We start from the raw sequence: 21,107 nt of genomic DNA, 5'->3' as shown, positions 1-21,107 counted from the left end.
CCCTCCAGGTTAATTGCCGATTTGGATGATAATGAGGCGTAAAATGAAAAAAACAGCTATCGCAGTTGCAGTGGCACTGGCTAGCTTCGCGACTATCGCGCAAGCAGCTCCTAAAGACAATACCTGGTACACCGGTGGTAAACTGGGCGTGTCTCAATTCCACGATACTGGTTTCTACGGCAATGGTTACACTGGTGTCGTTAACAACCCAATCAAAAGCAAGTTAGGTGCGGGTGCGTTTGTTGGTTATCAAGCCAACCCATATCTGGGTTTTGAACTGGGCTACGATTGGTTAGGCCGCATGAAATATGCTGGTTCTGATACTAATGCAGCAGACAGTGCTAGCTTCAAAGCGCAAGGCATCCAACTGGCTACTAAACTGAGCTACCCAGTGATGCCGGACCTAGACGTTTACACCCGTCTGGGCGGTTTGGTATGGCGCACTGACAGCCACGCAGACAGAAGCGGTACTCATCTCAACAACAACGACACTGGCGTTTCTCCGCTGGCTGCTGTTGGTATTGAATACGCTATCGACAAAAACTGGGCTACACGTGTTGACTACCAGTGGGTAAGCAACATTGGTGACGCTGGTACCGTTGGTGCCCGTCCAGACAACCTGCTGATGAGCGTTGGCCTGTCTTACCGTTTCGGCCAAGATGACCGTGTTGCCCCTGTTGTTGCTCCAGCTCCAACCCCGGCACCAGCTCCAGTTGTTGAAACCAAGCGTTTCACCCTGAAATCTGACGTCCTGTTCAACTTCAACAAAGCAACGCTGAAAGCAGAAGGCCAGCAATCACTGGATCAACTGTACACTCAACTGAGCTCTCTGGATCCGAAAGACGGTTCCGTTGTTGTTCTGGGCTTTACTGACCGTTTAGGTTCAGAGCAATACAACCAAGCTCTGTCTGAAAAACGTGCACAGAGCGTAGTGGATTACCTGGTTTCTAAAGGTATCCCTGCGAATAAAGTCTCTGCTCGTGGCTTGGGTAAATCTCAACCAGTTACTGGTTCTACCTGTGACAACGTGAAACCTCGTGCTGCGCTGATTGACTGCCTGGCACCGGATCGTCGCGTAGAGATCGAAGTTAAAGGCATCAAAGACGTTGTAACTCAGCCTCAGGCTTAAGTTATTAACGAAAAAAACCTCGCTTCGGCGAGGTTTTTTTTATGGAGTACATTCTTGTCCGTCACCCTGCGAGCCGTTGCTATGCAACGTTGGAAAACGCTCCCTGCACTTTTTTATGTCCGTTTTTCGGCAAGATAAATAACAAATACCAATCATTTTTCGTCTTTATTATTCAGAATGTCTTTAAGATCCTGCTTGAGCAGCGACATCTGGCTGGCATATTTCTCTTTATGCTCAGCATCTTCAATTAACTGTACAATCGTTTCTGACAAGGTCACCCCGCGCCTCTGAGCGAGAGCCGCAAGGCGCTGCCAGACCAAATATTCCAAATCGATTGATTTCTTACGCGTATGTTGGTGTTCCGCATTAAAATGGCGTTTACGCCGTGCGCGGATCGTCTGCTTCATACGATTTTCTAAGGTGGGATTCATACATTGCGCAATCCACTCCAACACTTTCACTGGCTGGTTTTCCATTTTCAGCAATGCCAGCACAGCATCATCCGCCGCACTTTGCTCCAGAAAACGCGTAATCGCTTCTCCCTCGCGATGCTTTTTCACCAGGTATTTCCATTTCCACCCGCACTCAAGATTTTCTAGTTGTTGATATTTCATATTAAATTCTTCAGTGACCGCGTAACGTTACTTTCAGCATAACAGTTTTCCCTGATTTTGACCGCTTTCTGGCAGTTCTCTCGCTGTTTTTAAGATGATTAGCCAAACATGATCCAACTTCAACGTGTGAAAGATGACGGAGAGATGACTCTCCTTATGCGCAGTCCGCATTATTCTTGTATAATCACGCTTTTCCTTTAGACGATTACATTGATACTTTGACCAGTAACCGACTCTCATGGCAGCATTTACTGCCTAATAATACGCCTTATCAAACGCTATTCACTCAGGCAGCTCAGCTTGCTCCTGCTGAATTCTCCGCTATTCAGTCGCGTCTGGCAGATAGCCTGACGCTCTTTTGCCACCCTCGTTCCCCTTCCCACTTTATGCTGTTGAAAGCGCAAGAGAACGATGAATACATGGCATTGATCGCCCGGGCGCTGAGCGCCATCAGGCCAGACTCCGGGGCGATACATGGCAGTAAATACATCATTGAGGGTCGTTATATCCGGGTCGAACCCGCCACACAGCCTGCGGATAATTTTGCCGCACAGCAATCCTGTGGCTATCAGGAATGGATCGAACCCGAACAACTCTTCGGCTGTCTGCGCAATTTCCACGATGAAATCACACTGCATCCAGGGCTGATTCATCAAGTTAATGGCGGTACATTGATCCTGTCAGCCAGAGCATTGCTGGCTCAGCCTTTAATGTGGCTGCGTCTGAAGCAGATTATGGCTGAGGGGATCTATCGCTGGCAGTCGCCAGACGAGCGCAAACCTCTTCCCGTTGATGTGCCCCCGATCCCACTCGATATTCGTCTGATTATTATCGGTGACCGGGAAAGTCTGGCGGATATTCATGATATGGAGCCAGAATTAGGCGAACACGCGATTTACGGTGAGTTCGAAGCACAACTACAGTTGATTGAGACAGATGATATGGCGCGCTGGTGTACTTACATCAATGCGTTATGCAACGAAAATCAACTGCCGCTGCTGGATGCAGATGCCTGGCCGGCATTCGTGAACAGTGCGGTGCGTTACAGTGGCGATCAGGGTAATTTGCCATTATGCCCACGCTGGCTAATCAGCCAGTTAAAATATGCGTCTCTGTACGCCAGAGATGGTCAGATTACGGAGCAGGCACTGGTCGATGCCATTGCCGCGCGCCAATGGCGTGAGGGCTACCTGCGTGAACGTATGCAGGATGAAATAGAACTTGGCCAGATTCTGATCGAAACAGAAGGCGAAGTTGTCGGCCAGATTAACGGGCTTTCCGTACTGGAATTCCCTGGCTACCCCATTGCCTTTGGCGAACCGACACGAATCACCTGTGTCGTTCATGCCGGCGACGGTGAGTTCACTGATGTCGAACGCAAAGCCGAACTTGCTGGCAATTTACACGCTAAAGGCATGATGATCATGCAAGCGTTCCTGATTACCGAATTGGAGCTTGATCAACAACTTCCTTTCTCAGCATCCATAGTCTTCGAGCAATCGTACAGCGAAGTTGATGGTGACAGCGCCTCACTGGCAGAGCTGTGTGCTCTGATCAGCGCCCTATCTTTACAACCAATCAATCAGCAGTTCGCCGTTACCGGTTCCGTCGATCAATTTGGTCACGTACAGCCAATTGGTGGCGTGAATGAGAAAATAGAAGGGTTCTTTGAGGTTTGCCAGCGTCGCGGATTAACGGGAACTCAAGGCGTGATTTTACCGGCAGCTAACCTACGCCATCTGTGCTTACAGGAGGATGTGGTTGAAGCGGTACGCGACGGGAAATTCCATTTGTTCCCAGTAGAAACTGCACCGGAAGCGGTGTCATTACTGACCAATTTCGCTTATGACGATGAGCAGCAGCCAAGTCTGTTAGCGGCGATCCGTGAACGAATTGGACAACTTTTACCACAGGAACGCAGACGTTTTCCTTGGTTTTTCCGTTAAACCAACTGGTTCAACCAGACGCAACAGACTTGCCCAGCGTACAGGTGTACGCTAACCTGCGTGCTTCATTAAAACAAGGCTTACAGAGACCATGGTAGATAAACGCGAATCCTATACAAAAGAAGACCTCCTTGCCTCCAGTCGTGGTGAACTGTTCGGCCCACAAGGCCCTCAGTTGCCCGCCCCTAACATGCTAATGATGGACCGCGTCGTTAAAATGACGGAAGACGGCGGTAACTACGGCAAAGGCTATGTAGAAGCCGAATTGGATATCACGCCTGACCTGTGGTTCTTCGGTTGCCATTTCATTGGCGATCCGGTAATGCCAGGCTGCCTTGGTCTGGATGCCATGTGGCAACTAGTCGGCTTCTATCTGGGCTGGTTGGGTGGCGAAGGCAAAGGCCGCGCACTCGGCGTGGGTGAAGTCAAATTCACCGGGCAAGTTCTGCCGACAGCGAAAAAAGTGACTTACCGCATTCACTTCAAACGCGTAATTAATCGCCGTTTGGTAATGGGTATTGCTGATGGCGAAGTGCTGGTTGACGGTCAACAGATCTATACTGCTGCTGAACTGAAAGTCGGTCTGTTCAAAGACACCAGCGCTTTCTAAGTACCAGACTGGATTGCGGGCGAAGAATTTTTCGCCCGCGCTATCTCTTCTATTTATCCGATTACATCCAACCGCAGCCCTAAATCACTCGACTTATCATGTTGGGCTTTTAAGTTCATTAGTGATCGACTGGCGCACGTCCTGCGGTATCTTCAGCTCCGTTGCTAACGCATCCAGATAGCTTTTCTCCATGAAGTGATCAACATCAATGACCGCGCAGCTAAGGAAATAGACCTCAAGCGCCTCTTCTTCATTCTTCACGTCTTTCGCCAGCAAAATCGGATCAAGCGGTTGTTCTATGGCTTCCTGTACCCAGCGTTGCGCCTCGCTGCCCAATTGCAGTTGCTGAATATTTTCATCAATCCGCTGTTTTTCCGTTGCATCAATATGTCCATCGCTCTTGGCAGCAAAAACCAGAGCCTGAATCAAACGCCGTGCACGAATATCATTAGCCGAAGACTGAGAGCCGAACTGCGGATCTTCCTGGTGTGTGTCACGAACGCGTTTCTTATACTGGTTCCATAACACGACACCCGCCGCCGCACTGCCACCAATGATCAGAGCATTTTTACCCAATGAACCCATGATTTTTCGCGTGGATTTATTTGATAGTAAAACTCCCGCCAACCCCCCCAGCGCTGCGGGCTTCAGCATATCACCCAAATTGCCGTTTTTTCCCCCTTGATGATGACTCCCCTGTTTGCTAGCGGAACCTAATAAGCCCTGAATTTGTTGCAGCCAATTATTCATTTTCATTCCTCAAGGAAAAGTGACATCACTAGATGGTGCTATCACTCATAGTAATGGTGTGGAGGGCATTTGTTTGTCAGATTGTGTATAACAGTGAAAAGTATGGAGCGCGTTTCTACTCGGCAGCACGATGGAGACAGTCCGGCGTTGTACGTTGATCATTCCGTTTGTCTTTACGCTGTTGTGACTCTCCATTTTCGGCAGCCGTGGGCTTTATCCGGTAACCCACCGTAACAGGGAAGCACGGAGCAATACGCTCACCTTCTCTGGCACAGGATCCCATCACCTATAATTCTGAAATAAATTACAATTTTTCAAAAACTTATCCCAACATCACTTGTTTTTCTTTCATCGTGTTTTTCCCAAATTTATGGGCTGTGCCGCATTCTTTGCTTCCACGATTTGCGCTTTATTTTTGAAACGGTATACTGCACACATCAAATTGAAATACAGTTTTAAAAAATGTATTTGTCCGTCACAGAAAAGGAACGAACATGAAAATTGCACTGATTAACGAGAACAGCCAGGCTGCTAAAAACGCCATCATCGCCGAGTCTCTGACCAAAGCGGTTGCACCGTTGGGTCACACTGTACACAACTACGGCCAATACGCCGTTGAAGATGCAGCGCAACTGACTTACATCCAGAACGGTATTCTGGCAGCTATCCTGCTGAACTCTGGCGCGGCTGATTTCGTTGTGACCGGTTGCGGTACTGGCCAAGGCGCAATGCTGGCTTGTAACTCCTTCCCTGGCGTAATCTGCGGTCTGGTTGTTGACCCATCTGATGCTTACCTGTTCTCTCAGATCAACAACGGTAATGCAGTATCTGTTCCTTACGCTAAAGGCTTTGGCTGGGGCGCTGAACTGAACCTGGAAAATCTGTTTACCCAACTGTTCAAAGAAGAAGGTGGTCGAGGCTATCCAAGCGATCGCGTTGTTCCTCAACAACGTAACAAGAAAATCCTGGATGCCGTAAAAGCAGTAACCTATAACGATCTGATCACCATCCTGAAAGGTCTTGATCAGGATCTGGTTAAAGGTGCCATTGCAGGTCCTAAATTCCAAGAATACTTCTTCGCTAACAGCAAAGACGAAACACTGACCAGCTATATCAAAACACTACTGGCGTAATCGTCCAATAGCTGACAAAAAAACCACAGGCCATAGAGGTCTGTGGTTTTTTTATGCCAACACCCCACTCATTTTGCCTATATTTTGACGACACAGTTACATGAACGACCCGTTACCGTTCAATGCTTAGCCAGACGTACCGATAGCGCGAAATACTGCTTGACCGAAGCTAAGTGACTCCCTATAGTAGCGCCCCGTTGCCCCTTGTAGGCAACCCCCGGTGAGGTGTCCGAGAGGCTGAAGGAGCACGCCTGGAAAGTGTGTATACGTGAAAACGTATCAAGGGTTCGAATCCCTTCCTCACCGCCATATTTCAAACAAAATCAATAAGTTATCTATCCAATTCGATTTTGTTCTATATAAAGTCATACATAAAAGTTCGCTCCGGCGGACTTTTTTGCTTTTGAGATCCAGCATTCCTCGCATTAAGCTAGTTTTTCTTGTACCAACAGACAGATAAAGAAAAGCTCAGGGTATAGCTATAACCCTCTTCATTCATTAGGTTTGAAAACATCACTGTCTGGCGAATGCCCCGCTCTCTCGGTATGGGATTGTTGACTACAATTCCCCACAGGAGACCTCAGGGGGGTCTGCAGGAAAAAGTGTGCTTCTCCTGTAGACACAGGCATAACCTTTAGATACACGCGTAAGAGCTTTCCTGAATTATCGCGAAAATGATGATAATATTTACCCGTTACTTGTTCATTTAGTTAATTTATTGACTTTACTAAGACAGGAGTCAGCGATGATAGTAAGAACATGGCATGGCTGTGTGCCATTGGAGCATGCAGAAGGTTTTGCAACTCATCTTCAATTAACAGGTGTAAAACATTCGCAAGGCATAACAGGTAACCAGGGCGCTTTTGTTAAGCGAGTCACCCAAGGGAACTGGGAACATTTTTTCCTTGCGACTTATTGGACTGACATTGATGCGATTAAGGCTTTTGCTGGTGAAGATTATCATATCGCCGTAACCTACCCTGAAGATGATAAATTTTGCCTTTTATCTGATCCTTATGTTTTTCAGCATGAAGTTCAGGCTATACAGTCGTTGTAAGTTTAGTGATCAGCCACATAGGAAAAAATAACGTCGCCTGATGCTGCAATGGTGGACTGATTTTCTGGACGCTAATAGCAACAATATGTAAGAAACTCGCTCCCGGCCGAACGTGTCGGCGAGTTGATGCACAAATCTCTTTCTTTGGGCACAGCCGAGTGGTGTGAGTTTATGTTGCTCGATGGGATCCTATGGCAACACACACGGAAAATGATGGTGTTAGTGCATCGTAAAGCAAAATTAAATTTACAGCACAGCCAACGGTAAAATCAGCATATCAAACGAAATACTCCTGTCATGCACAGGCCATTTCTCATTATGATTTTTCGTTTTAGCCACATGAACAAAAATAGAAATTAAAACAATAAAAACAGTTAGTTATAATATAAACCCAACCTCTTCCTTGGAAAAATCAAGAGTCGCTACACTGGTGTTTCATACCTTCCCCACCGAATTCAATAACGAAATTGCCACTGGAATTACTCTTGTCGAATAAGAATGATATTATTCAGGCCAGATGACACAAGCAGCAACTGACTGAGACCTTAAACCCTTGGGCTACTTATGAACAATGAAATACCACTTAAATATTATGACATCGCGGATGAATATTCGACGGAATCCGCAAAGTCGGTAAGCGAGCCAGAACGCGAACCTCTGGCGCACTATTTTCAGTTGCTGATCACCCGCTTAATGAATAACGAAGAAATTAGCGAGGATGCGCAGAAAGAGATGGCCAGCGAAGCTGGTATAGACGAACAACGTATTGATGAGATAGCGATGTTTCTGAATCAATGGGGCAATGAGTAGTTTTGAAAAGGATACAACATAGCGATGTTATGATTGCATACCGCTCATAACACCTAAGAAATCCTGGCACTGCTCACGGACGGGTAGTGCCTAAAACTGAATGTTGTATCCAATTCGGAGACCAACTAACGCCAACTGCAGACGGCTGCCTCCCCCAAATTCAAGTGACACAGCGATCAAATTCTGCAATCTGGTATAGCCTCAAAAATTACGGGTATAATCCCACACATTATCCAACTGGTTTAGAAACGAAGATGACAAAACTCACCTTACAAGAGCAGATGCTAAAAGCTGGATTAGTCACCAGCAAAAAAATGGCCAAAGTCCAAAGAACAGCTAAAAAATCACGTGTTCAGGCTCGTGAGGCAAGAGAGGCTGTAGAAGAAAATAAAAAAGCACAACTTGAGCGTGATAAACAGCTAAGCGAACAACAAAAACAAGCGACGTTATCTAAAGAATATAAGGCACAGGTTAAGCAACTTATTGAAATGAATAGGATTGACGTTTCAAAAGGCAATATTGGTTTTAACTTCACAGATAATAATTTAATTAAAAAAATAGATGTGGATAAGCTGACTCAAGCTCAGTTGATTAGTGGCCGTCTCGCTATTGCACGTTTGGTTCTCGATAACAGCGGAGAGAGTGAATACGCTATTATCCCCGCCATTGTAGCCGATAAAATCATGCAGCGAGATGCGGACAGCATTGTATTAAATAGTGCGCTTAGTCAGGAAGAGCAAGACGAAGAAGATCCGTATGCTGATTTTAAAGTGCCAGATGATTTAATGTGGTAATGAACGTCTTACAACTGCCTAGACTGAACAGTCCTCCAGGGCTTTTCAGTCATATTTTGTGTTCAGCCAGCCCATAAAAAGCGCTGTGTTTCCCTAGGTTGCTGCCGACCCCGTTGACGTTTCCGTCGCAGTTGAACGCAGCGCTTTACTCTCCATCGCTTATATCGTCATTGTCACCCTCCCCCTCGCATACCAGAAATTTATCGTCCAGACTTAAATCAAAGGCGTGGTCTGCGCAGGAAATGTGTTTTACACTGCGCGCTGCAAAAACTGAGTAGATAAACGATTAAGTAGGCGGTAATGGCGATGAACGGAACGATCACAACCTGGTTTAAAGATAAAGGTTTTGGATTTATCAAAGATGAAAACGGTGATAACCGTTATTTTCATGTGATTAAAGTCGCCAATCCTGAGCTGATTAAGAAAGATGCGGCAGTCACCTTCGAACCCACCACGAATAACAAAGGCTTATCAGCGTATGCTGTAAAAGTTGTGCCGGAAAGTAAATACATCTACATCGCGGGCGAACGCTTAAAGCTCACGTCGCTCAAGTCTTTCGTGGTTTACAGCGAAGAAGTGCCTGCCGATACCCGCATCGATAAAGAAAATGTGGTGCTGTCTGTGGGGGTACTGATGAATAGTATCAGACCGAAATCAAGCGCTAAACCTGGTGAAATGCGTTCTTTGAAAAAACTGGCGATCACCACCTTCCAGGGAACGACGTTAATCTTCTCGGAAGATGAAATAGACGTAGATGCCGCGGTGAAACAGCTAAAGATGTGAAATAATTCATACTGGCTTTGTGCCGAAATCCTGCGCACATTAATAAGCAAGATTTCGGCATTGCTAACTGACTAGCTCTCTATTTTTTCTAGTACTAAAATTTGTGCTCTTTGTTCCATAGGAACTGGGCAAGAAGCACAGCGCTCTGTCAATTTTTCTTCAAAGATACGTGTAATATTTTGTAGCGCAATAGCACTATATGTAATTTCCAAAGCAGAAAGTAGCGACGGCATAAACGTTGATCGAAAAAATAAAACTTGCTGCGCGGCCATTTCCTTAACATCATTATGAGCGAGGTAATGTTGCCAGGCAGGATCGGATAGAACATCAACTGAAAAATGAACAACGCGAAGACCACAATAGCTGATTTGATGAGTAAAGGGGGCTAATACTTCTTCAGAACGACGCATATATGTGGCAATTTTCATTACTGCACGTTCATCACTAGAAAAATAGCCATCTATCACCATTTCATCCAGTACTTGTGCTGCATTATCAATGATGACATCAAAACCAGAACGATTTTCATTATCGATACCAGCTAGTAATAGTACTAATTTACCACCGACTTGTAACTCCGTGGCTCGAGCCGCAAGAAATCTTCTCCAATCCTGTTCTCCTTGTTGGGCTAACTGTCTCTGGATGTTAGATGATGTTTTATAAGGAACAATATGATCCCACTGATTAATAGAAACATAACTTAACCACATCGCTGCATATGCTGACCACCCCAAAAGGATGGAGTTACTTGGGAGAATAGGCGAATAAAATGAACGACCAATCGCACAGTAAAAAACATCTTTATGGCTAGTATAACTTTCAGAATCATTTTCAAGCACATTAAACAATGTTGAATAATCATTATTAATTTGGTCAGTATGCATTACAAAAATAGGATGAGAAGGGAATCTTGAACGTATTGAATGAATGATCTTACCAATAGGAAGCAAAGAATTCTTCCCTTGAGATGAACCATAGTCAGCAATAGATATATACTTACCTTCAATGAAAACGCTCATATCATCAACAATTCCATCTAAGATTGGCATGGCAAAAAAATTGCCACTAGCCTGAACCTTTGCATGTTGATTATAAATGCCACGAGACTCCATAATTCCTTGACAATAAACACTATCTTCCAAAGTGAACTCTCCAAAATCATAATCAGGTCTATAAATATAGACAAATAAAAATAAATTGGATAAGTTTTCAACTAAATAATTAAAAATTGAATGTCATTTCATAATCAGATTAGATATTAGTAACATCATTCGCTTTTAAATTTATTAGCAACAAAATAATTATATACATTAAAGTGATATTTAAATGACAGAAACACATTAATACATTATTTATATGTTTCATCGTGCAATAAGCGGAGGAGGAATTTGGCCAGCCAGAGCCTGGATGAAATGAGAGACAGCTATCTCTCATTTCATCCAGCAGAGTTTGCGCAGATTAATCATTCGTGTGAAAGAGATTTCCTATACGACTATCGACTAAGTCCAGCTAGAGAAAACACAACCCGTCTCCGTGACACCAAATTAGCCCCTGACATCAATCCACAACAAACAGCTTAGCGCCAGTCTCCGTGTAGGAGCGATGCGCTTCCGCGTTATCCGCGACCTGATAGCTCATTCCAGGTTTGAGGACAAAAACACGACCATCGTCTAATTCCGTATGGAGTTCACCTTCAAGGCACAGCAGAACATGCCCTTTTGAGCACCAGTGGTCGGCCAGATAGCCCGGCGTATATTCGACAATACGAACTCGGATATTATCAAAACGCTGTGTTCGCCAATACGCGATCCCCGACTCCCCCTTATGCTCAGTGGGTTCTATTTGTGACCAATCAGTCGTACCAAACGGAATGTTCTTCATGTCCATACTACAGCCCCTATTCTCAACGTTATTGGTTAACACTCCGTTGACTATTTTTGCTACTCAGCGTTTGGCCCCACGGTTCCACGGCATTCTCATCAATAGCCTTGCCATACCGCAAAAACCAGTAACGCCAGCAAACAGCAACCCGGCCCCTACAAATCCAGAGAGCAGGAAGAAAGCGCTATTGACGCTGTAACCCAGTAATACACCACTCAGAATAAGTACACCAGCGGCGATTTGAACCTGCCGCATGACGTCAATTGGCTGTTTATTATTGATTTCTGTTGGAAAGCCCGCCTTTTTCCAGGCAGTCATTCCACCATCAAGTAAAAAAGCCGTTGCCGGAAACGCAGACTGCATCAGAATCTCAGCATTCTGTGCTGAACGCATACCAGACAAGCAATGGAAAATTATAATCTTTCCTTCCCTATCCTCTTTAGGAAGAACATATCCTGCTGCAGGATCCAGCGGGTGTAATCTCGCCGGTACGATATGCTCGCGGGCGTACTCTTCCGGCTGGCGAATATCGATGAGTATCGCGCCTTCATCTAACAATTTGCTGGCCTGTGCGGGTGAAATCGCAAGTGGTGTTGACATGATCGTGATCCTCTTTTGAGCCGTTGAAACCCGTCATAATGCGTCACTCAACACGGTGTTCAGCCAGCAAGAAAGATGATGTTGCTGATTATATGCGTGTTGCTATTAATTTAGATAAAACTAATTAAGTAAAATCTAAACTAAATAATGCACGCGTGCAACCACTTTCCGTGCAGGGAAAGCAATCGAGGCTGGACATCGATTTGGCGGCTGATACTCTGTAAATAGGAACACTATTTTAAAAACAGCCATGCTACCGCTATCGCACCAAAGAGATAAGTGTACTGTATAAAAATGATGCTATTTACGAGCCATCCTATGGTTCTGTTTACCTTACCGACCGGGAAACTTGAGATATCTCCAAGACCGTTTCATGAAAAAATTAAAAGATACAGACTGGTATAAAAAGCGTTACTCCAACCGCGTTCTCTTCTGGAGAGAAATCTCACCACTCGCCTTCCCTATCTTTATTGAAGGCCTCTGCGTCGTGTTGATGGGAGTTTTCAGTACGTTCCTGGTCAGTTGGCTGGGAAAAGAGGCCATGGCGGCCGTCGGTCTGGCTGATAGCTTCAACATGGTCATCATTGCATTCTTCACTGCGGTCGCATTGGGGACCGCAGTTGTTGTTGCTTTCAGTCTGGGGCAACGCAATAGAAAGCAGGCACGTTCTGCCGCTCGCCAATCAATGTCATTACTGGTTTTGTCATCGTTTCTGTTGGTCGCGCTGGTTGAATTTGCTGGTTCAGCAATCATCGATCTGATCGCAGGACAGGCCGATGAACAGGTTAAAACGCTGGCTCTCACGTTCCTTCGCTGGACAGTGTGGGGATATCCTGCTGTCGCTATCGCGTTAGTCGGTTGCGGCGCGCTCCGGGGCGCGGGGAATACCAAGTTACCCATGGTCATCAATATTGGGATGAACATCCTCAATATTGCCATCAGTAGCCTACTGATTTACGGGGCATTCTCCTGGGATGGACTCGGTTTTATCGGTGCAGGCATCGGAATTACCATTTCACGCTATATCGGAGCGATACTCGTGATTCTGACGCTGATGCACGGTTTTAACGGTGCGCTGCGCATACCCTTCAGGTCTTACTTTGCACCTTTTACCGTATCGATTCTCTACGAGGTGCTCAGCATCGGGATCCCCGCCAGCATCGAATCCGTGATGTTTAATATCGGTAAACTCATCACCCAACGTTTTGTGGCAGGCATGGGGACCGAAGTGATTGCCGGCAACTTTATTGCTTTCTCCATCTCGACGCTGATTAACCTGCCCGGCAATTCGCTCGGCGCAGCCGCCACGATTATTGTTGGTACACGGCTGGGGAAAGGTCAGATCATGCAGTCCACTCGTCAGCTAAAACACATTTTCTGGCTATCCAACATTGGGCTGTGTGCTCTTGCCGTACTTTCGGTCCCTAGCGCTAGCTTTTTGGCATCGTTTTACACCAATGAACCGGAAGTGATCGACGTAGCAAAACACCTCCTGTGGCTTAATGCGCTATTTATGCCAATCTGGGCGGCATCGTGGGTATTACCCGCCGGGCTGAAAGGGGCGAAGGATGCCAGCTACACCATGTGGGTAGCGATGGCGGGCATGTGGGGATGTCGGGTCATCGCAGGATACATCCTCGGCGTGATGCTCGGCTTTGGCGTGATCGGCGTGTGGATGGGTATGTTCTTTGACTGGATTGTGCGCGGATTCTTCTATTACCGCCGACTGATGAGCGGCCGCTGGCTATGGCGCTATCGTTCACCGACAGATTGATGATAGCGAGCGAGGAAGTTCGCTCGCTTACAACAAGAATAACGTGCTTAGCGGCCCAGACTCTTCAACGGAGCAAAACGGGTCGCCATGATAATCAACACAACCACACCAACGGTCATAATCATCCAGGCTTGCTCCAAACCTGCCGTATGCTGACGTATAAACCCGGCGAGCAGCGGCATTAAACTGGCGAGGATATAGCCACCACCCTGCACAAAACCCATCAGCGAGCCCGTTTTATGCGGTTCAGTCACCTGATCCAATGCCACGATCAGCGACAGCGGGAACAGCGCGCCAATCCCAATCCCCAGCATGATGATGATAGGGTATGTGAACGTCAGCGGGGCGGCAATCAGCCCAATCATGCCCACCAGCATCACAGCCAAAATAGGAAGTAGCAACTTCCGTCGATCGGGAAAACGGTTAATGAACGTTGATACCAGCAGACCGGAAATCACTTCCGTCATCGTTAATGCGCCTAACATCAGGCCACTTTGTGTCGCATCTAATCCCAGTTGCATGTAATACGGCGGTAACCATGCCAGCACCAGGGTATATGCGCCCGTCCCAATGCCAAAGAACACCATCAGCAGCCAGTCCATTCCACTTCGACGCGTCGCTAAAACGGCCACTGCATCTTGCTTCGTGGTATACGCTTTAGGAACGCATCGCCAGGCCACCACCGCAACCAACGCCACAATTCCCCAGCAGGCCAACGCACTTTGCCAGCCCCACGCATTTGCCATCGGAGAGACCGATGAAGCAGCAAACGCCGCTCCGGTCATTATCGCCGTGGTGTAAAAGCCCATAAGAAGACTGCTATGACGACCAAAATGGAGCTTGATAAACGACGGCACCAGCGCCTGAATCAAGGCAATTCCGACACCAGCAAGCGCCGCACTAACCAATAAAGCAGTACCGCTATTCAGCCACCAACGGGTGCTACACGCCAAGGCAATGACCACGATACCCAGCGTGACGCCTCGATACTCACCAAGACGCGCCTGTAATTGCCCGCCATATAACGCGCACCACCCCATAGCGAACACAGGGAGCGTCGTTAACATCCCGGCCATGCTGTCATCCAGGCCCGTTGCGGCCTGAATCTGATTCAACAACGGACCAATGCCCGCCAGAACAGGGCGTAAATTCAACCCCAACAGAATAATCGTAAAGAAAAGAAAAGCCCGCGTGCGGGCCGTTGGTGCCACTACCATGTATAACCTCAATAGCTTAAACAAGTCACTGCTTCCTGATGATCATTATCTTCACAGAAAGAATCTTCACATCAAGATAAAATCTTTAAACAGACCGTTACAGTATGCATGTGATCAATGGCAACAAGAACGACCGGATATCGATCGGTTGGAAGGTGACTGGATAAATTACGGGTAAAGCTCGTTGCTGGCTTAGACAAAAATCCATAAAAAATCCGCCCTAAAAAGAGCGGATTCTTTTGACACAGCTAACACCAACACTGAGGGATAAAAAACCCTACAGGGTTAGATTAGAAGCGATAACCTACGCCAACAGCCCAGGCACCAACGTCAACACTGCGGATACGGCTTTGTTCGTAACCAACATCCAGAGCAACGTCCTGAATTGGGTTGAACTGAACACCGGCGCCGTAAGTGAAGCCGTAATCATCATTGCTGCTGTTGGCAGAACCGCTGGTATCATTGCTCGTTACTTTACCGTGGCTGAAACCAACAACACCATACAGGCTTGCCCAATCATTCAGACGGTAAGCAGGACCAGCAGTAAAGCCCATGTACTGGCCTTTGTTATAGTCACTACCATCACTACCCGTTTTTTCCAGGTAGGTGAATGAGCTAATAACGCCCAGTGGGTTATTATCTTGCTCGTAACGATATTTCAGGTTAAAGCCTTTAACTTTATTTTGTACGCCCTGAGCATCACCTTGAGCATAACCGGCAGTTACGGTACTTTGACCAGCAAATGCAGAACCTGCGCCAACGGCTAATACACAAGCCAGAGCGGAAAGACACGCGATTTTTTTCATATTTACAGCCTCAAATTCATTTTATGAAAGACTAACTAACGCAGTAAATATAACAAAGAAGTTCGGAACTTGCCGCCCTATAAATATTTATCAATTAGGCTTTAGATGTAACAAATATTGTCAAAAACAACCTATACCACTAATTAAATTGAAGTTTTTATTGTGACAGTTAGATTAAAAATAAATTCATTACTGGACGGCAAAACAGACAATTCTGAATTTCTCGCTCAATTTGTATGCTAGTGGTATTGAATGAAAACATCCTGGTTAAATGATGCGTAAATAAAGGTCAATAAAAGTCAATTCATACCAGACAAATTGTTTACAATTGGATATAATAGCAACGGAATGTTATATCTTTTTTAAGGCCAAAAGAATGACCTTATTTTCCCACCGTTTGCCATCATTCATCCCTGTATTGCTCATCATTATCTCGATGCTGTCTATCCAAAGCGGGGCTGCTCTGGCCAAAAATCTGTTTCCGCTCATCGGTGCCACTGGCGTTACGGCATTGCGTCTGGGAATTGGGACGATCATTCTGTGCATCATTTTCAAACCGTGGCGTATGCGCTTCAGTAGTAACCGCCTGCCGCTGTTGATTTATGGTATTACGCTGGGCGGTATGAATTTTCTGTTCTATCTCTCATTGCAGACGGTGCCGCTTGGCATTGCTGTCGCACTGGAATTCACCGGTCCACTTGCCGTTGCTATGTTAGCTTCACGCAGGCCGATTGATTTTCTATGGGTTTTTCTTGCCGTTGCCGGTTTGTGGTTTTTATTACCGCTGGGTCATAACATCGGAAATGTTGATTTAACGGGCGCAGCCTACGCCATCGGTGCAGGCACCTGCTGGGCGTTCTATATTCTATTTGGGCAAAAAGCAGGGGCAAATCACGGACCAGGAACTGTCGCTATTGGCTCCTGTATTGCTGCACTGATCTTCTGCCCTATCGGTGCATATTACGCGGAAAGCACGCTGTTTTCGCTCACGATACTCCCGCTCGGCATTGCTGTTGCGATCCTATCCACCGCGCTGCCCTATTCTCTGGAAATGGTGGCGTTAACACGTCTACCCGCCAGAACGTTCAGTACCTTAATGAGTATGGAGCCGGCAATTGCCGCCTTATCAGGGATACTTTTCCTCGGCGAACACCTCTCGTTCATACAGTGGATGGCGCTGATATTTATTATCACCGCATCACTAGGCGCAACGTTGACAATAAAATCAGCAGAGGTACGTAAAGAAGAGAAGACGTAAATAGAATACGTTCTTATTTCATTTCCTCGGGAAAATGTTGCAGAAAAGTTTCACATTCCTGAGGTGAATGCAGGGTAATAAAGCGAATATGGCGATAACGAGGGTCGGCTAAATCCGCTAGGTATCGTTTCCGGTTTCTCGAATAAGTTTTTATTGTCCAGAGGATAATCGAATTTCGACTAAAGAAACTGCGAAGAAAGGACTCCTTATTACCTGTACCGCTCCAGAGTTCTTCTTTTCGCCAGGCCCGAAGATAGGCACGCCGCACAGCCTGGAAAAGTGTGCGAGTAAAAGAGTAATCGACCCATACCACGACATCAACATTGCGCCATTTAATATCTCGCGTTCGGTTATAGTTGCCATCCAGTACCCAGTTGTCTGGCCCCAGTGCGCTTTCAAGCCGTTGAAAGAAGTCGGTATCCGTTCTTCCTTGCCAGTCGCTCAGCCAAAACAACGCATCCATTTCAACGTAGGGTACATCCAACTGCTCAGACAAACGACGAGCGAGCGTAGATTTTCCACTTCCGCTGGTACCAATAAGATTGATTCTCATTCTTCATGACGCCTTTAATAACACATTATATGCCTTAAGAAAAAACAAGAGAATAATAACTATTTTCACCTCAGGAGTAATGATTTTTATCAATATATGTAATTGTGTCGCAAGGATAATATAAAATATTGCTATCACTCACCATTTATACATTATTGACATCAGATAAATTCTGACTACAAATAAGCATAATATCGTTATGCTATAGCTATTCATTTGATAGGTAATTCTTTTCAATCTTAATTTTTATCGCTGTTATAATTAATCACGTTGAACAGCAAGACTATCAATAATTAAAGAGAGGATAACTATTATGTCTACCGCCAAACTCGTGAAATCAGCACCGTCCGAACTGCTTTACACTCGCAATGATTTGGACGATAGCGTTAAGACCTCGACGATCGCACTGTTAAACCAACTGGTTGTTGATTTTATCGACCTGTCGTTGATTACCAAACAGGCTCACTGGAACATGCGCGGTGCAAACTTTATCGCCGTTCATGAAATGCTGGATGGCTTCCGCACCTCGATTATTGACCATCAGGATACCATCGCCGAACGCGTTGTGCAGATAGGCGGCGTCGCGCTGGGTACGGTACAAATTGTCGGTAAACAGACTTCGCTGAAAAGTTATCCGACTACCATCCATAGCGTTCAGGATCATCTAAAAGCGCTGGCCGAGCGTTATGCGATTGTCGCGAACAACGTTCGCCGTGCTATTGGTAAAACGGAAGATGAGGCCTCTGCGGACATTCTGACCGCCGCATCACGCGATCTGGATCAGTTCCTGTGGTTCATTGAATCAAACATTGAATAATTTGCGCTATCGTCCCACGGACGCACTTAAGGCTGCTCTCGGGCAGCCTTTTTACTGCCTGCTCAATCCACTCAGCCCCTCGATCTTCGTGTAATCTGCACAAACTTCGCATTTTTTCCGTTAAGACGCTCAAAAAATTAGCTTTCCGCCCCATTAATTGGCCATAACACCAATCAACGGTTGTTTCCCTCGTGTAAATCAGTTAATCATAGCAGCGCCTTGCCTGGGCCAATCGGAGATGAAAATTTCACCGCCTGCAAGGTAATAAAATAAAAACAACAGGTTAAGTACAACGCATGATAATTGACCTAATGTTCTAATGGGTTCCACTTTCGTACTATGCTTAAAACCCCTGTAAAACAAAAAGCTCCCACAACTGCTAAATAGGAAGGATTTGATGAAATCACTACTTAAGGCCTCTTTGGCTGCATTGACGCTAATGATGAGCGTATCCAGTTATGCCGCTGAGAAAGAACTGATTGTCGCGACAGACACCGCTTTTGTCCCTTTTGAATTCAAACAAGGCGACAAGTACGTCGGTTTTGACATCGACCTCTGGGATGCTATCGCTAAACAGCTCAACCTGAAATACACCCTGAAGCCAATGGACTTCGGCGGTATTATTCCTGCCCTGCAAACGCGTAACATCGATCTGGCGCTCGCAGGCATTACCATTACCGAAGAGCGTAAAAAAGCAATCGATTTCTCTGACGGTTACTATGACAGCGGCCTGCTGGTGATGGTTAAAGCGGACAACAACGATATCAAAGGCGAGCAGGATTTAGCCGGTAAAGTGGTTGCGGTGAAAAGCGGCACGGGCTCCGTTGATTACGCGAAAGCCAATATCAAAACCAAAGATCTGCGCCAGTTCCCGAATATCGACAACGCCTATATGGAACTGGGCACCAATCGTGCTGACGCTGTTCTGCACGATACGCCAAATATCCTCTACTTCATCAAAACCGCAGGCAATGGCCAATTTAAAGCGGTAGGTGATTCTATTAAAGCCCAGCAATACGGCATCGCGTTCCCGAAAGGCAACAACGAGCTGCGTGAAAAAGTGAATGGCGCCCTGAAAACGCTGCGTGAAAACGGCACTTATGCTGAGATCTACAAGAAGTGGTTTGGCGTAGAACCTAAGTAATTGCCGATTTAATCTGGAGATATTCCATGCAGTTTGACTGGAGTGCCATTTGGCCTTCTCTGCCCCTCCTGATGGAAGGGGCAAAAATGACGTTGTTGATTTCTGTTCTGGGTCTGATTGGTGGCCTGGTGATTGGCGTGGTCGCGGGCTTTGCCCGCGCCTACGGCGGCTGGTTTTCCAGTCGCATTTCGCTCGTTTTTATTGAAATTATTCGCGGTACGCCGATTGTTGTGCAGGTGATGTTTATTTACTTCGCCCTACCAATGATTTTCACATCCGTGCGAATTGACCCTTTTGCCGCCGCCGTAGTGACTATCATGATTAACTCCGGTGCCTATATCGCGGAAATTACCCGTGGCTCGGTATTATCAATTCACAACGGCTTCCGTGAAGCGGGTCTGGCACTAGGGCTGTCTCGTAGCGCGACGTTACGCCATGTGATTGCCCCACTCGCGCTACGCCGCATGCTGCCACCACTGGGCAATCAGTGGATTATCAGCATCAAAGATACATCACTGTTTATTGTTATCGGCGTGGCTGAACTCACTCGTTCAGGTCAGGAAATCATCGCGGGCAACTTCCGTGCGCTGGAGATCTGGACTGCGGTTGCCATTATTTACCTGTGCATCACGCTGGTCCTCAGCTTTATTCTGCGTCGTCTGGAAAGAAGACTTAAGATTATATGATTGAATTTAAAAACGTATCCAAACACTTTGGCAAGACGCAAGTCTTACACGATATCGATCTCACCATCGGTCAGGGTGAAGTTGTGGTTATCATTGGGCCTTCGGGTTCGGGTAAATCTACGCTGCTACGCTGCATCAATAAACTGGAAGAAATTACCAGCGGTGAATTGATTGTTGACGGCCTTAAAGTGAACGATCCCCGCGTTGATGAGCGCTTAATCCGTCAGGAAGCTGGGATGGTATTCCAGCAGTTTTATCTATTCCCGCATCTTACCGCGTTGGAAAACGTCGCGTTCGGTCCGATCCGAGTGCGCGGAGCGAGTAAAGCTGAGGCTGAGAAACTGGCGCTGGAATTGCTGGCGAAAGTAGGCCTGTCAGAACGCGCGCATCACTACCCTTCTGAGCTTTCCGGTGGCCAGCAGCAGCGTGTGGCCATCGCCCGTGCGCTAGCAGTCAAACCGAAACTGATGCTGTTTGATGAGCCGACGTCGGCACTCGATCCAGAGTTGCGTCATGAAGTACTGACCGTAATGAAAGATCTGGCCGAGGAAGGTATGACGATGGTGATCGTCACTCACGAAGTAGGCTTTGCGCATAAAGTGGCTTCACGCCTGATCTTTATTGATAAAGGCCGTATCGCAGAAGATGGCGATCCGGAAACGCTGATTACGAATCCACCCAGCGACCGCCTGCGTGAATTCCTGCAACACGTATCTTGATCAACAAGGGGGCTTTTGCCCCCTTG

Annotated in this window: 22 protein-coding genes and 1 tRNA gene; 15 read left to right on the top strand and 8 right to left on the bottom strand. The window is 46.5% G+C overall.

What is annotated here, in order from left to right; translation table 11 throughout:
* Positions 1-43: 43 nt before the first annotated feature.
* Positions 44-1,129 carry a porin OmpA gene (gene ompA / locus A8F97_RS04355; RefSeq protein WP_015730771.1) on the top strand — a complete coding sequence of 362 codons (1,086 nt, stop codon included), beginning with the start codon at positions 44-46 and terminating at the stop codon, positions 1,127-1,129.
* 152 nt (positions 1,130-1,281) lie between these two features.
* On the opposite strand, the gene matP is transcribed toward ompA, so the two are convergent.
* On the bottom strand, positions 1,282-1,743 hold the full coding sequence (gene matP, locus A8F97_RS04350) for a macrodomain Ter protein MatP (RefSeq protein WP_014700465.1): 462 nt from the start codon (positions 1,741-1,743) through the stop codon (positions 1,282-1,284).
* A 176-nt stretch (positions 1,744-1,919) separates the two neighbouring features.
* Here matP and A8F97_RS04345 point away from each other — a divergent pair, with 176 nt between their 5' ends.
* Together A8F97_RS04345 and fabA are read left to right on the top strand one after the other, a co-directional pair.
* Entirely contained in the window at positions 1,920-3,689 is a 1,770-nt protein-coding gene (locus A8F97_RS04345; protein WP_014700466.1) for an AAA family ATPase, read from the top strand.
* 91 nt (positions 3,690-3,780) lie between these two features.
* Positions 3,781-4,299 (top strand): bifunctional 3-hydroxydecanoyl-ACP dehydratase/trans-2-decenoyl-ACP isomerase, encoded by a 519-nt coding sequence (gene fabA / locus A8F97_RS04340; protein ID WP_014700467.1) that lies wholly within the window; start codon positions 3,781-3,783, stop codon positions 4,297-4,299.
* A gap of 96 nt (positions 4,300-4,395) precedes the next feature.
* On the opposite strand, the gene A8F97_RS04335 is transcribed toward fabA, so the two are convergent.
* A complete protein-coding gene (locus A8F97_RS04335) occupies positions 4,396-5,049 on the bottom strand; it encodes a tellurite resistance TerB family protein (protein ID WP_014700468.1) in 654 nt (217 codons plus the stop codon).
* A gap of 494 nt (positions 5,050-5,543) precedes the next feature.
* Between A8F97_RS04335 and A8F97_RS04330 the strand changes: the two genes are divergently transcribed.
* The 6 genes from A8F97_RS04330 to A8F97_RS04305 all read left to right on the top strand — a co-directional run bounded on the left by A8F97_RS04330 (position 5,544) and on the right by A8F97_RS04305 (position 9,626).
* Positions 5,544-6,182: an RpiB/LacA/LacB family sugar-phosphate isomerase gene (locus tag A8F97_RS04330; RefSeq protein ID WP_014700469.1), complete on the top strand. Its 639-nt coding sequence runs from the start codon at positions 5,544-5,546 to the stop codon at positions 6,180-6,182.
* Positions 6,183-6,401: 219 nt separating this feature from the next.
* A tRNA-Ser gene (locus tag A8F97_RS04325) sits at positions 6,402-6,491 on the top strand.
* Positions 6,492-6,927: 436 nt separating this feature from the next.
* The gene (locus A8F97_RS04320) at positions 6,928-7,239 is read left to right on the top strand and encodes a hypothetical protein (RefSeq protein WP_014700470.1); all 312 of its coding nucleotides are present in this window, start codon (positions 6,928-6,930) and stop codon (positions 7,237-7,239) included.
* Between the two features lie 564 nt (positions 7,240-7,803).
* Positions 7,804-8,049 carry a YmjA family protein gene (locus tag A8F97_RS04315; RefSeq protein WP_014700471.1) on the top strand — a complete coding sequence of 82 codons (246 nt, stop codon included), beginning with the start codon at positions 7,804-7,806 and terminating at the stop codon, positions 8,047-8,049.
* A 254-nt stretch (positions 8,050-8,303) separates the two neighbouring features.
* A complete protein-coding gene (locus A8F97_RS04310; RefSeq protein WP_014700472.1) occupies positions 8,304-8,843 on the top strand; it encodes a DUF2058 domain-containing protein in 540 nt (179 codons plus the stop codon).
* Positions 8,844-9,143: 300 nt separating this feature from the next.
* Positions 9,144-9,626 (top strand): cold-shock protein, encoded by a 483-nt coding sequence (locus tag A8F97_RS04305; protein ID WP_033071702.1) that lies wholly within the window; start codon positions 9,144-9,146, stop codon positions 9,624-9,626.
* Positions 9,627-9,697: 71 nt separating this feature from the next.
* Here A8F97_RS04305 and A8F97_RS04300 read toward each other — a convergent pair whose 3' ends face one another.
* From A8F97_RS04300 to A8F97_RS04290, 3 genes are all read right to left on the bottom strand, one after another.
* Positions 9,698-10,768: a class I SAM-dependent methyltransferase gene (locus tag A8F97_RS04300; protein WP_127087979.1), complete on the bottom strand. Its 1,071-nt coding sequence runs from the start codon at positions 10,766-10,768 to the stop codon at positions 9,698-9,700.
* A gap of 415 nt (positions 10,769-11,183) precedes the next feature.
* The gene (locus A8F97_RS04295) at positions 11,184-11,513 is read right to left on the bottom strand and encodes a DHCW motif cupin fold protein (protein ID WP_033071703.1); all 330 of its coding nucleotides are present in this window, start codon (positions 11,511-11,513) and stop codon (positions 11,184-11,186) included.
* Positions 11,514-11,570: 57 nt separating this feature from the next.
* Positions 11,571-12,107 (bottom strand): rhodanese family protein, encoded by a 537-nt coding sequence (locus tag A8F97_RS04290; RefSeq protein WP_033071704.1) that lies wholly within the window; start codon positions 12,105-12,107, stop codon positions 11,571-11,573.
* Positions 12,108-12,480: 373 nt separating this feature from the next.
* Here A8F97_RS04290 and A8F97_RS04285 point away from each other — a divergent pair, with 373 nt between their 5' ends.
* Positions 12,481-13,881: an EmmdR/YeeO family multidrug/toxin efflux MATE transporter gene (locus A8F97_RS04285; protein ID WP_014700477.1), complete on the top strand. Its 1,401-nt coding sequence runs from the start codon at positions 12,481-12,483 to the stop codon at positions 13,879-13,881.
* Between the two features lie 47 nt (positions 13,882-13,928).
* Here the strand turns inward: A8F97_RS04285 and A8F97_RS04280 are convergent, their stop codons facing one another.
* Together A8F97_RS04280 and ompX are read right to left on the bottom strand one after the other, a co-directional pair.
* Positions 13,929-15,098, bottom strand: coding sequence for an MFS transporter (locus tag A8F97_RS04280; RefSeq protein WP_015730776.1), 1,170 nt, complete (start codon positions 15,096-15,098; stop codon positions 13,929-13,931).
* Between the two features lie 290 nt (positions 15,099-15,388).
* Complete coding sequence (ompX, locus tag A8F97_RS04275; protein WP_014700479.1) at positions 15,389-15,904, bottom strand: outer membrane protein OmpX; 516 nt, start codon at positions 15,902-15,904, stop codon at positions 15,389-15,391.
* A gap of 376 nt (positions 15,905-16,280) precedes the next feature.
* Here ompX and rhtA point away from each other — a divergent pair, with 376 nt between their 5' ends.
* Positions 16,281-17,162 (top strand): threonine/homoserine exporter RhtA, encoded by an 882-nt coding sequence (gene rhtA / locus A8F97_RS04270; protein ID WP_014700480.1) that lies wholly within the window; start codon positions 16,281-16,283, stop codon positions 17,160-17,162.
* A gap of 13 nt (positions 17,163-17,175) precedes the next feature.
* Here rhtA and A8F97_RS04265 read toward each other — a convergent pair whose 3' ends face one another.
* Positions 17,176-17,715: an AAA family ATPase gene (locus tag A8F97_RS04265; protein ID WP_014700481.1), complete on the bottom strand. Its 540-nt coding sequence runs from the start codon at positions 17,713-17,715 to the stop codon at positions 17,176-17,178.
* 313 nt (positions 17,716-18,028) lie between these two features.
* Here A8F97_RS04265 and dps point away from each other — a divergent pair, with 313 nt between their 5' ends.
* The 4 genes from dps (at position 18,029) to glnQ (ending at position 21,081) form a co-directional block, all read left to right on the top strand.
* The gene (gene dps / locus A8F97_RS04260) at positions 18,029-18,532 is read left to right on the top strand and encodes a DNA starvation/stationary phase protection protein Dps (protein ID WP_014700482.1); all 504 of its coding nucleotides are present in this window, start codon (positions 18,029-18,031) and stop codon (positions 18,530-18,532) included.
* A gap of 397 nt (positions 18,533-18,929) precedes the next feature.
* The gene (gene glnH / locus A8F97_RS04255) at positions 18,930-19,676 is read left to right on the top strand and encodes a glutamine ABC transporter substrate-binding protein GlnH (protein WP_014700483.1); all 747 of its coding nucleotides are present in this window, start codon (positions 18,930-18,932) and stop codon (positions 19,674-19,676) included.
* A gap of 26 nt (positions 19,677-19,702) precedes the next feature.
* A complete protein-coding gene (glnP, locus tag A8F97_RS04250) occupies positions 19,703-20,362 on the top strand; it encodes a glutamine ABC transporter permease GlnP (protein ID WP_014700484.1) in 660 nt (219 codons plus the stop codon).
* Positions 20,359-21,081, top strand: a complete 723-nt coding sequence (gene glnQ / locus A8F97_RS04245) for a glutamine ABC transporter ATP-binding protein GlnQ (protein WP_005972679.1) — start codon at positions 20,359-20,361, stop codon at positions 21,079-21,081. The genes glnP and glnQ overlap by 4 nt, the downstream gene beginning before the upstream one ends.
* The last annotated feature ends 26 nt before the right edge of the window (positions 21,082-21,107 follow it).

The sequence above is a fragment of the Pectobacterium parmentieri genome (assembly GCF_001742145.1).
Classification (GTDB): Bacteria; Pseudomonadota; Gammaproteobacteria; order Enterobacterales; family Enterobacteriaceae; genus Pectobacterium; species Pectobacterium parmentieri.
This window is presented reverse-complemented; position numbering and strand designations above follow the sequence as displayed.

What these genes read in the sequence shown, in the direction of transcription:
- ompA (WP_015730771.1), top strand. Translation starts at nt 44, where the DNA reads ATGAAAAAAACAGCTATCGCAGTTGCAGTGGCACTGGCTAGCTTCGCG.
- matP (WP_014700465.1), bottom strand. Translation starts at nt 1,743, where the DNA reads ATGAAATATCAACAACTAGAAAATCTTGAGTGCGGGTGGAAATGGAAA.
- fabA (WP_014700467.1), top strand. Translation starts at nt 3,781, where the DNA reads ATGGTAGATAAACGCGAATCCTATACAAAAGAAGACCTCCTTGCCTCC.
- A8F97_RS04335 (WP_014700468.1), bottom strand. Translation starts at nt 5,049, where the DNA reads ATGAATAATTGGCTGCAACAAATTCAGGGCTTATTAGGTTCCGCTAGC.
- A8F97_RS04330 (WP_014700469.1), top strand. Translation starts at nt 5,544, where the DNA reads ATGAAAATTGCACTGATTAACGAGAACAGCCAGGCTGCTAAAAACGCC.
- A8F97_RS04320 (WP_014700470.1), top strand. Translation starts at nt 6,928, where the DNA reads ATGATAGTAAGAACATGGCATGGCTGTGTGCCATTGGAGCATGCAGAA.
- A8F97_RS04315 (WP_014700471.1), top strand. Translation starts at nt 7,804, where the DNA reads ATGAACAATGAAATACCACTTAAATATTATGACATCGCGGATGAATAT.
- A8F97_RS04310 (WP_014700472.1), top strand. Translation starts at nt 8,304, where the DNA reads ATGACAAAACTCACCTTACAAGAGCAGATGCTAAAAGCTGGATTAGTC.
- A8F97_RS04305 (WP_033071702.1), top strand. Translation starts at nt 9,144, where the DNA reads ATGGCGATGAACGGAACGATCACAACCTGGTTTAAAGATAAAGGTTTT.
- A8F97_RS04295 (WP_033071703.1), bottom strand. Translation starts at nt 11,513, where the DNA reads ATGGACATGAAGAACATTCCGTTTGGTACGACTGATTGGTCACAAATA.
- A8F97_RS04290 (WP_033071704.1), bottom strand. Translation starts at nt 12,107, where the DNA reads ATGTCAACACCACTTGCGATTTCACCCGCACAGGCCAGCAAATTGTTA.
- A8F97_RS04285 (WP_014700477.1), top strand. Translation starts at nt 12,481, where the DNA reads ATGAAAAAATTAAAAGATACAGACTGGTATAAAAAGCGTTACTCCAAC.
- A8F97_RS04280 (WP_015730776.1), bottom strand. Translation starts at nt 15,098, where the DNA reads ATGGTAGTGGCACCAACGGCCCGCACGCGGGCTTTTCTTTTCTTTACG.
- ompX (WP_014700479.1), bottom strand. Translation starts at nt 15,904, where the DNA reads ATGAAAAAAATCGCGTGTCTTTCCGCTCTGGCTTGTGTATTAGCCGTT.
- rhtA (WP_014700480.1), top strand. Translation starts at nt 16,281, where the DNA reads ATGACCTTATTTTCCCACCGTTTGCCATCATTCATCCCTGTATTGCTC.
- A8F97_RS04265 (WP_014700481.1), bottom strand. Translation starts at nt 17,715, where the DNA reads ATGAGAATCAATCTTATTGGTACCAGCGGAAGTGGAAAATCTACGCTC.
- dps (WP_014700482.1), top strand. Translation starts at nt 18,029, where the DNA reads ATGTCTACCGCCAAACTCGTGAAATCAGCACCGTCCGAACTGCTTTAC.
- glnH (WP_014700483.1), top strand. Translation starts at nt 18,930, where the DNA reads ATGAAATCACTACTTAAGGCCTCTTTGGCTGCATTGACGCTAATGATG.
- glnP (WP_014700484.1), top strand. Translation starts at nt 19,703, where the DNA reads ATGCAGTTTGACTGGAGTGCCATTTGGCCTTCTCTGCCCCTCCTGATG.
- glnQ (WP_005972679.1), top strand. Translation starts at nt 20,359, where the DNA reads ATGATTGAATTTAAAAACGTATCCAAACACTTTGGCAAGACGCAAGTC.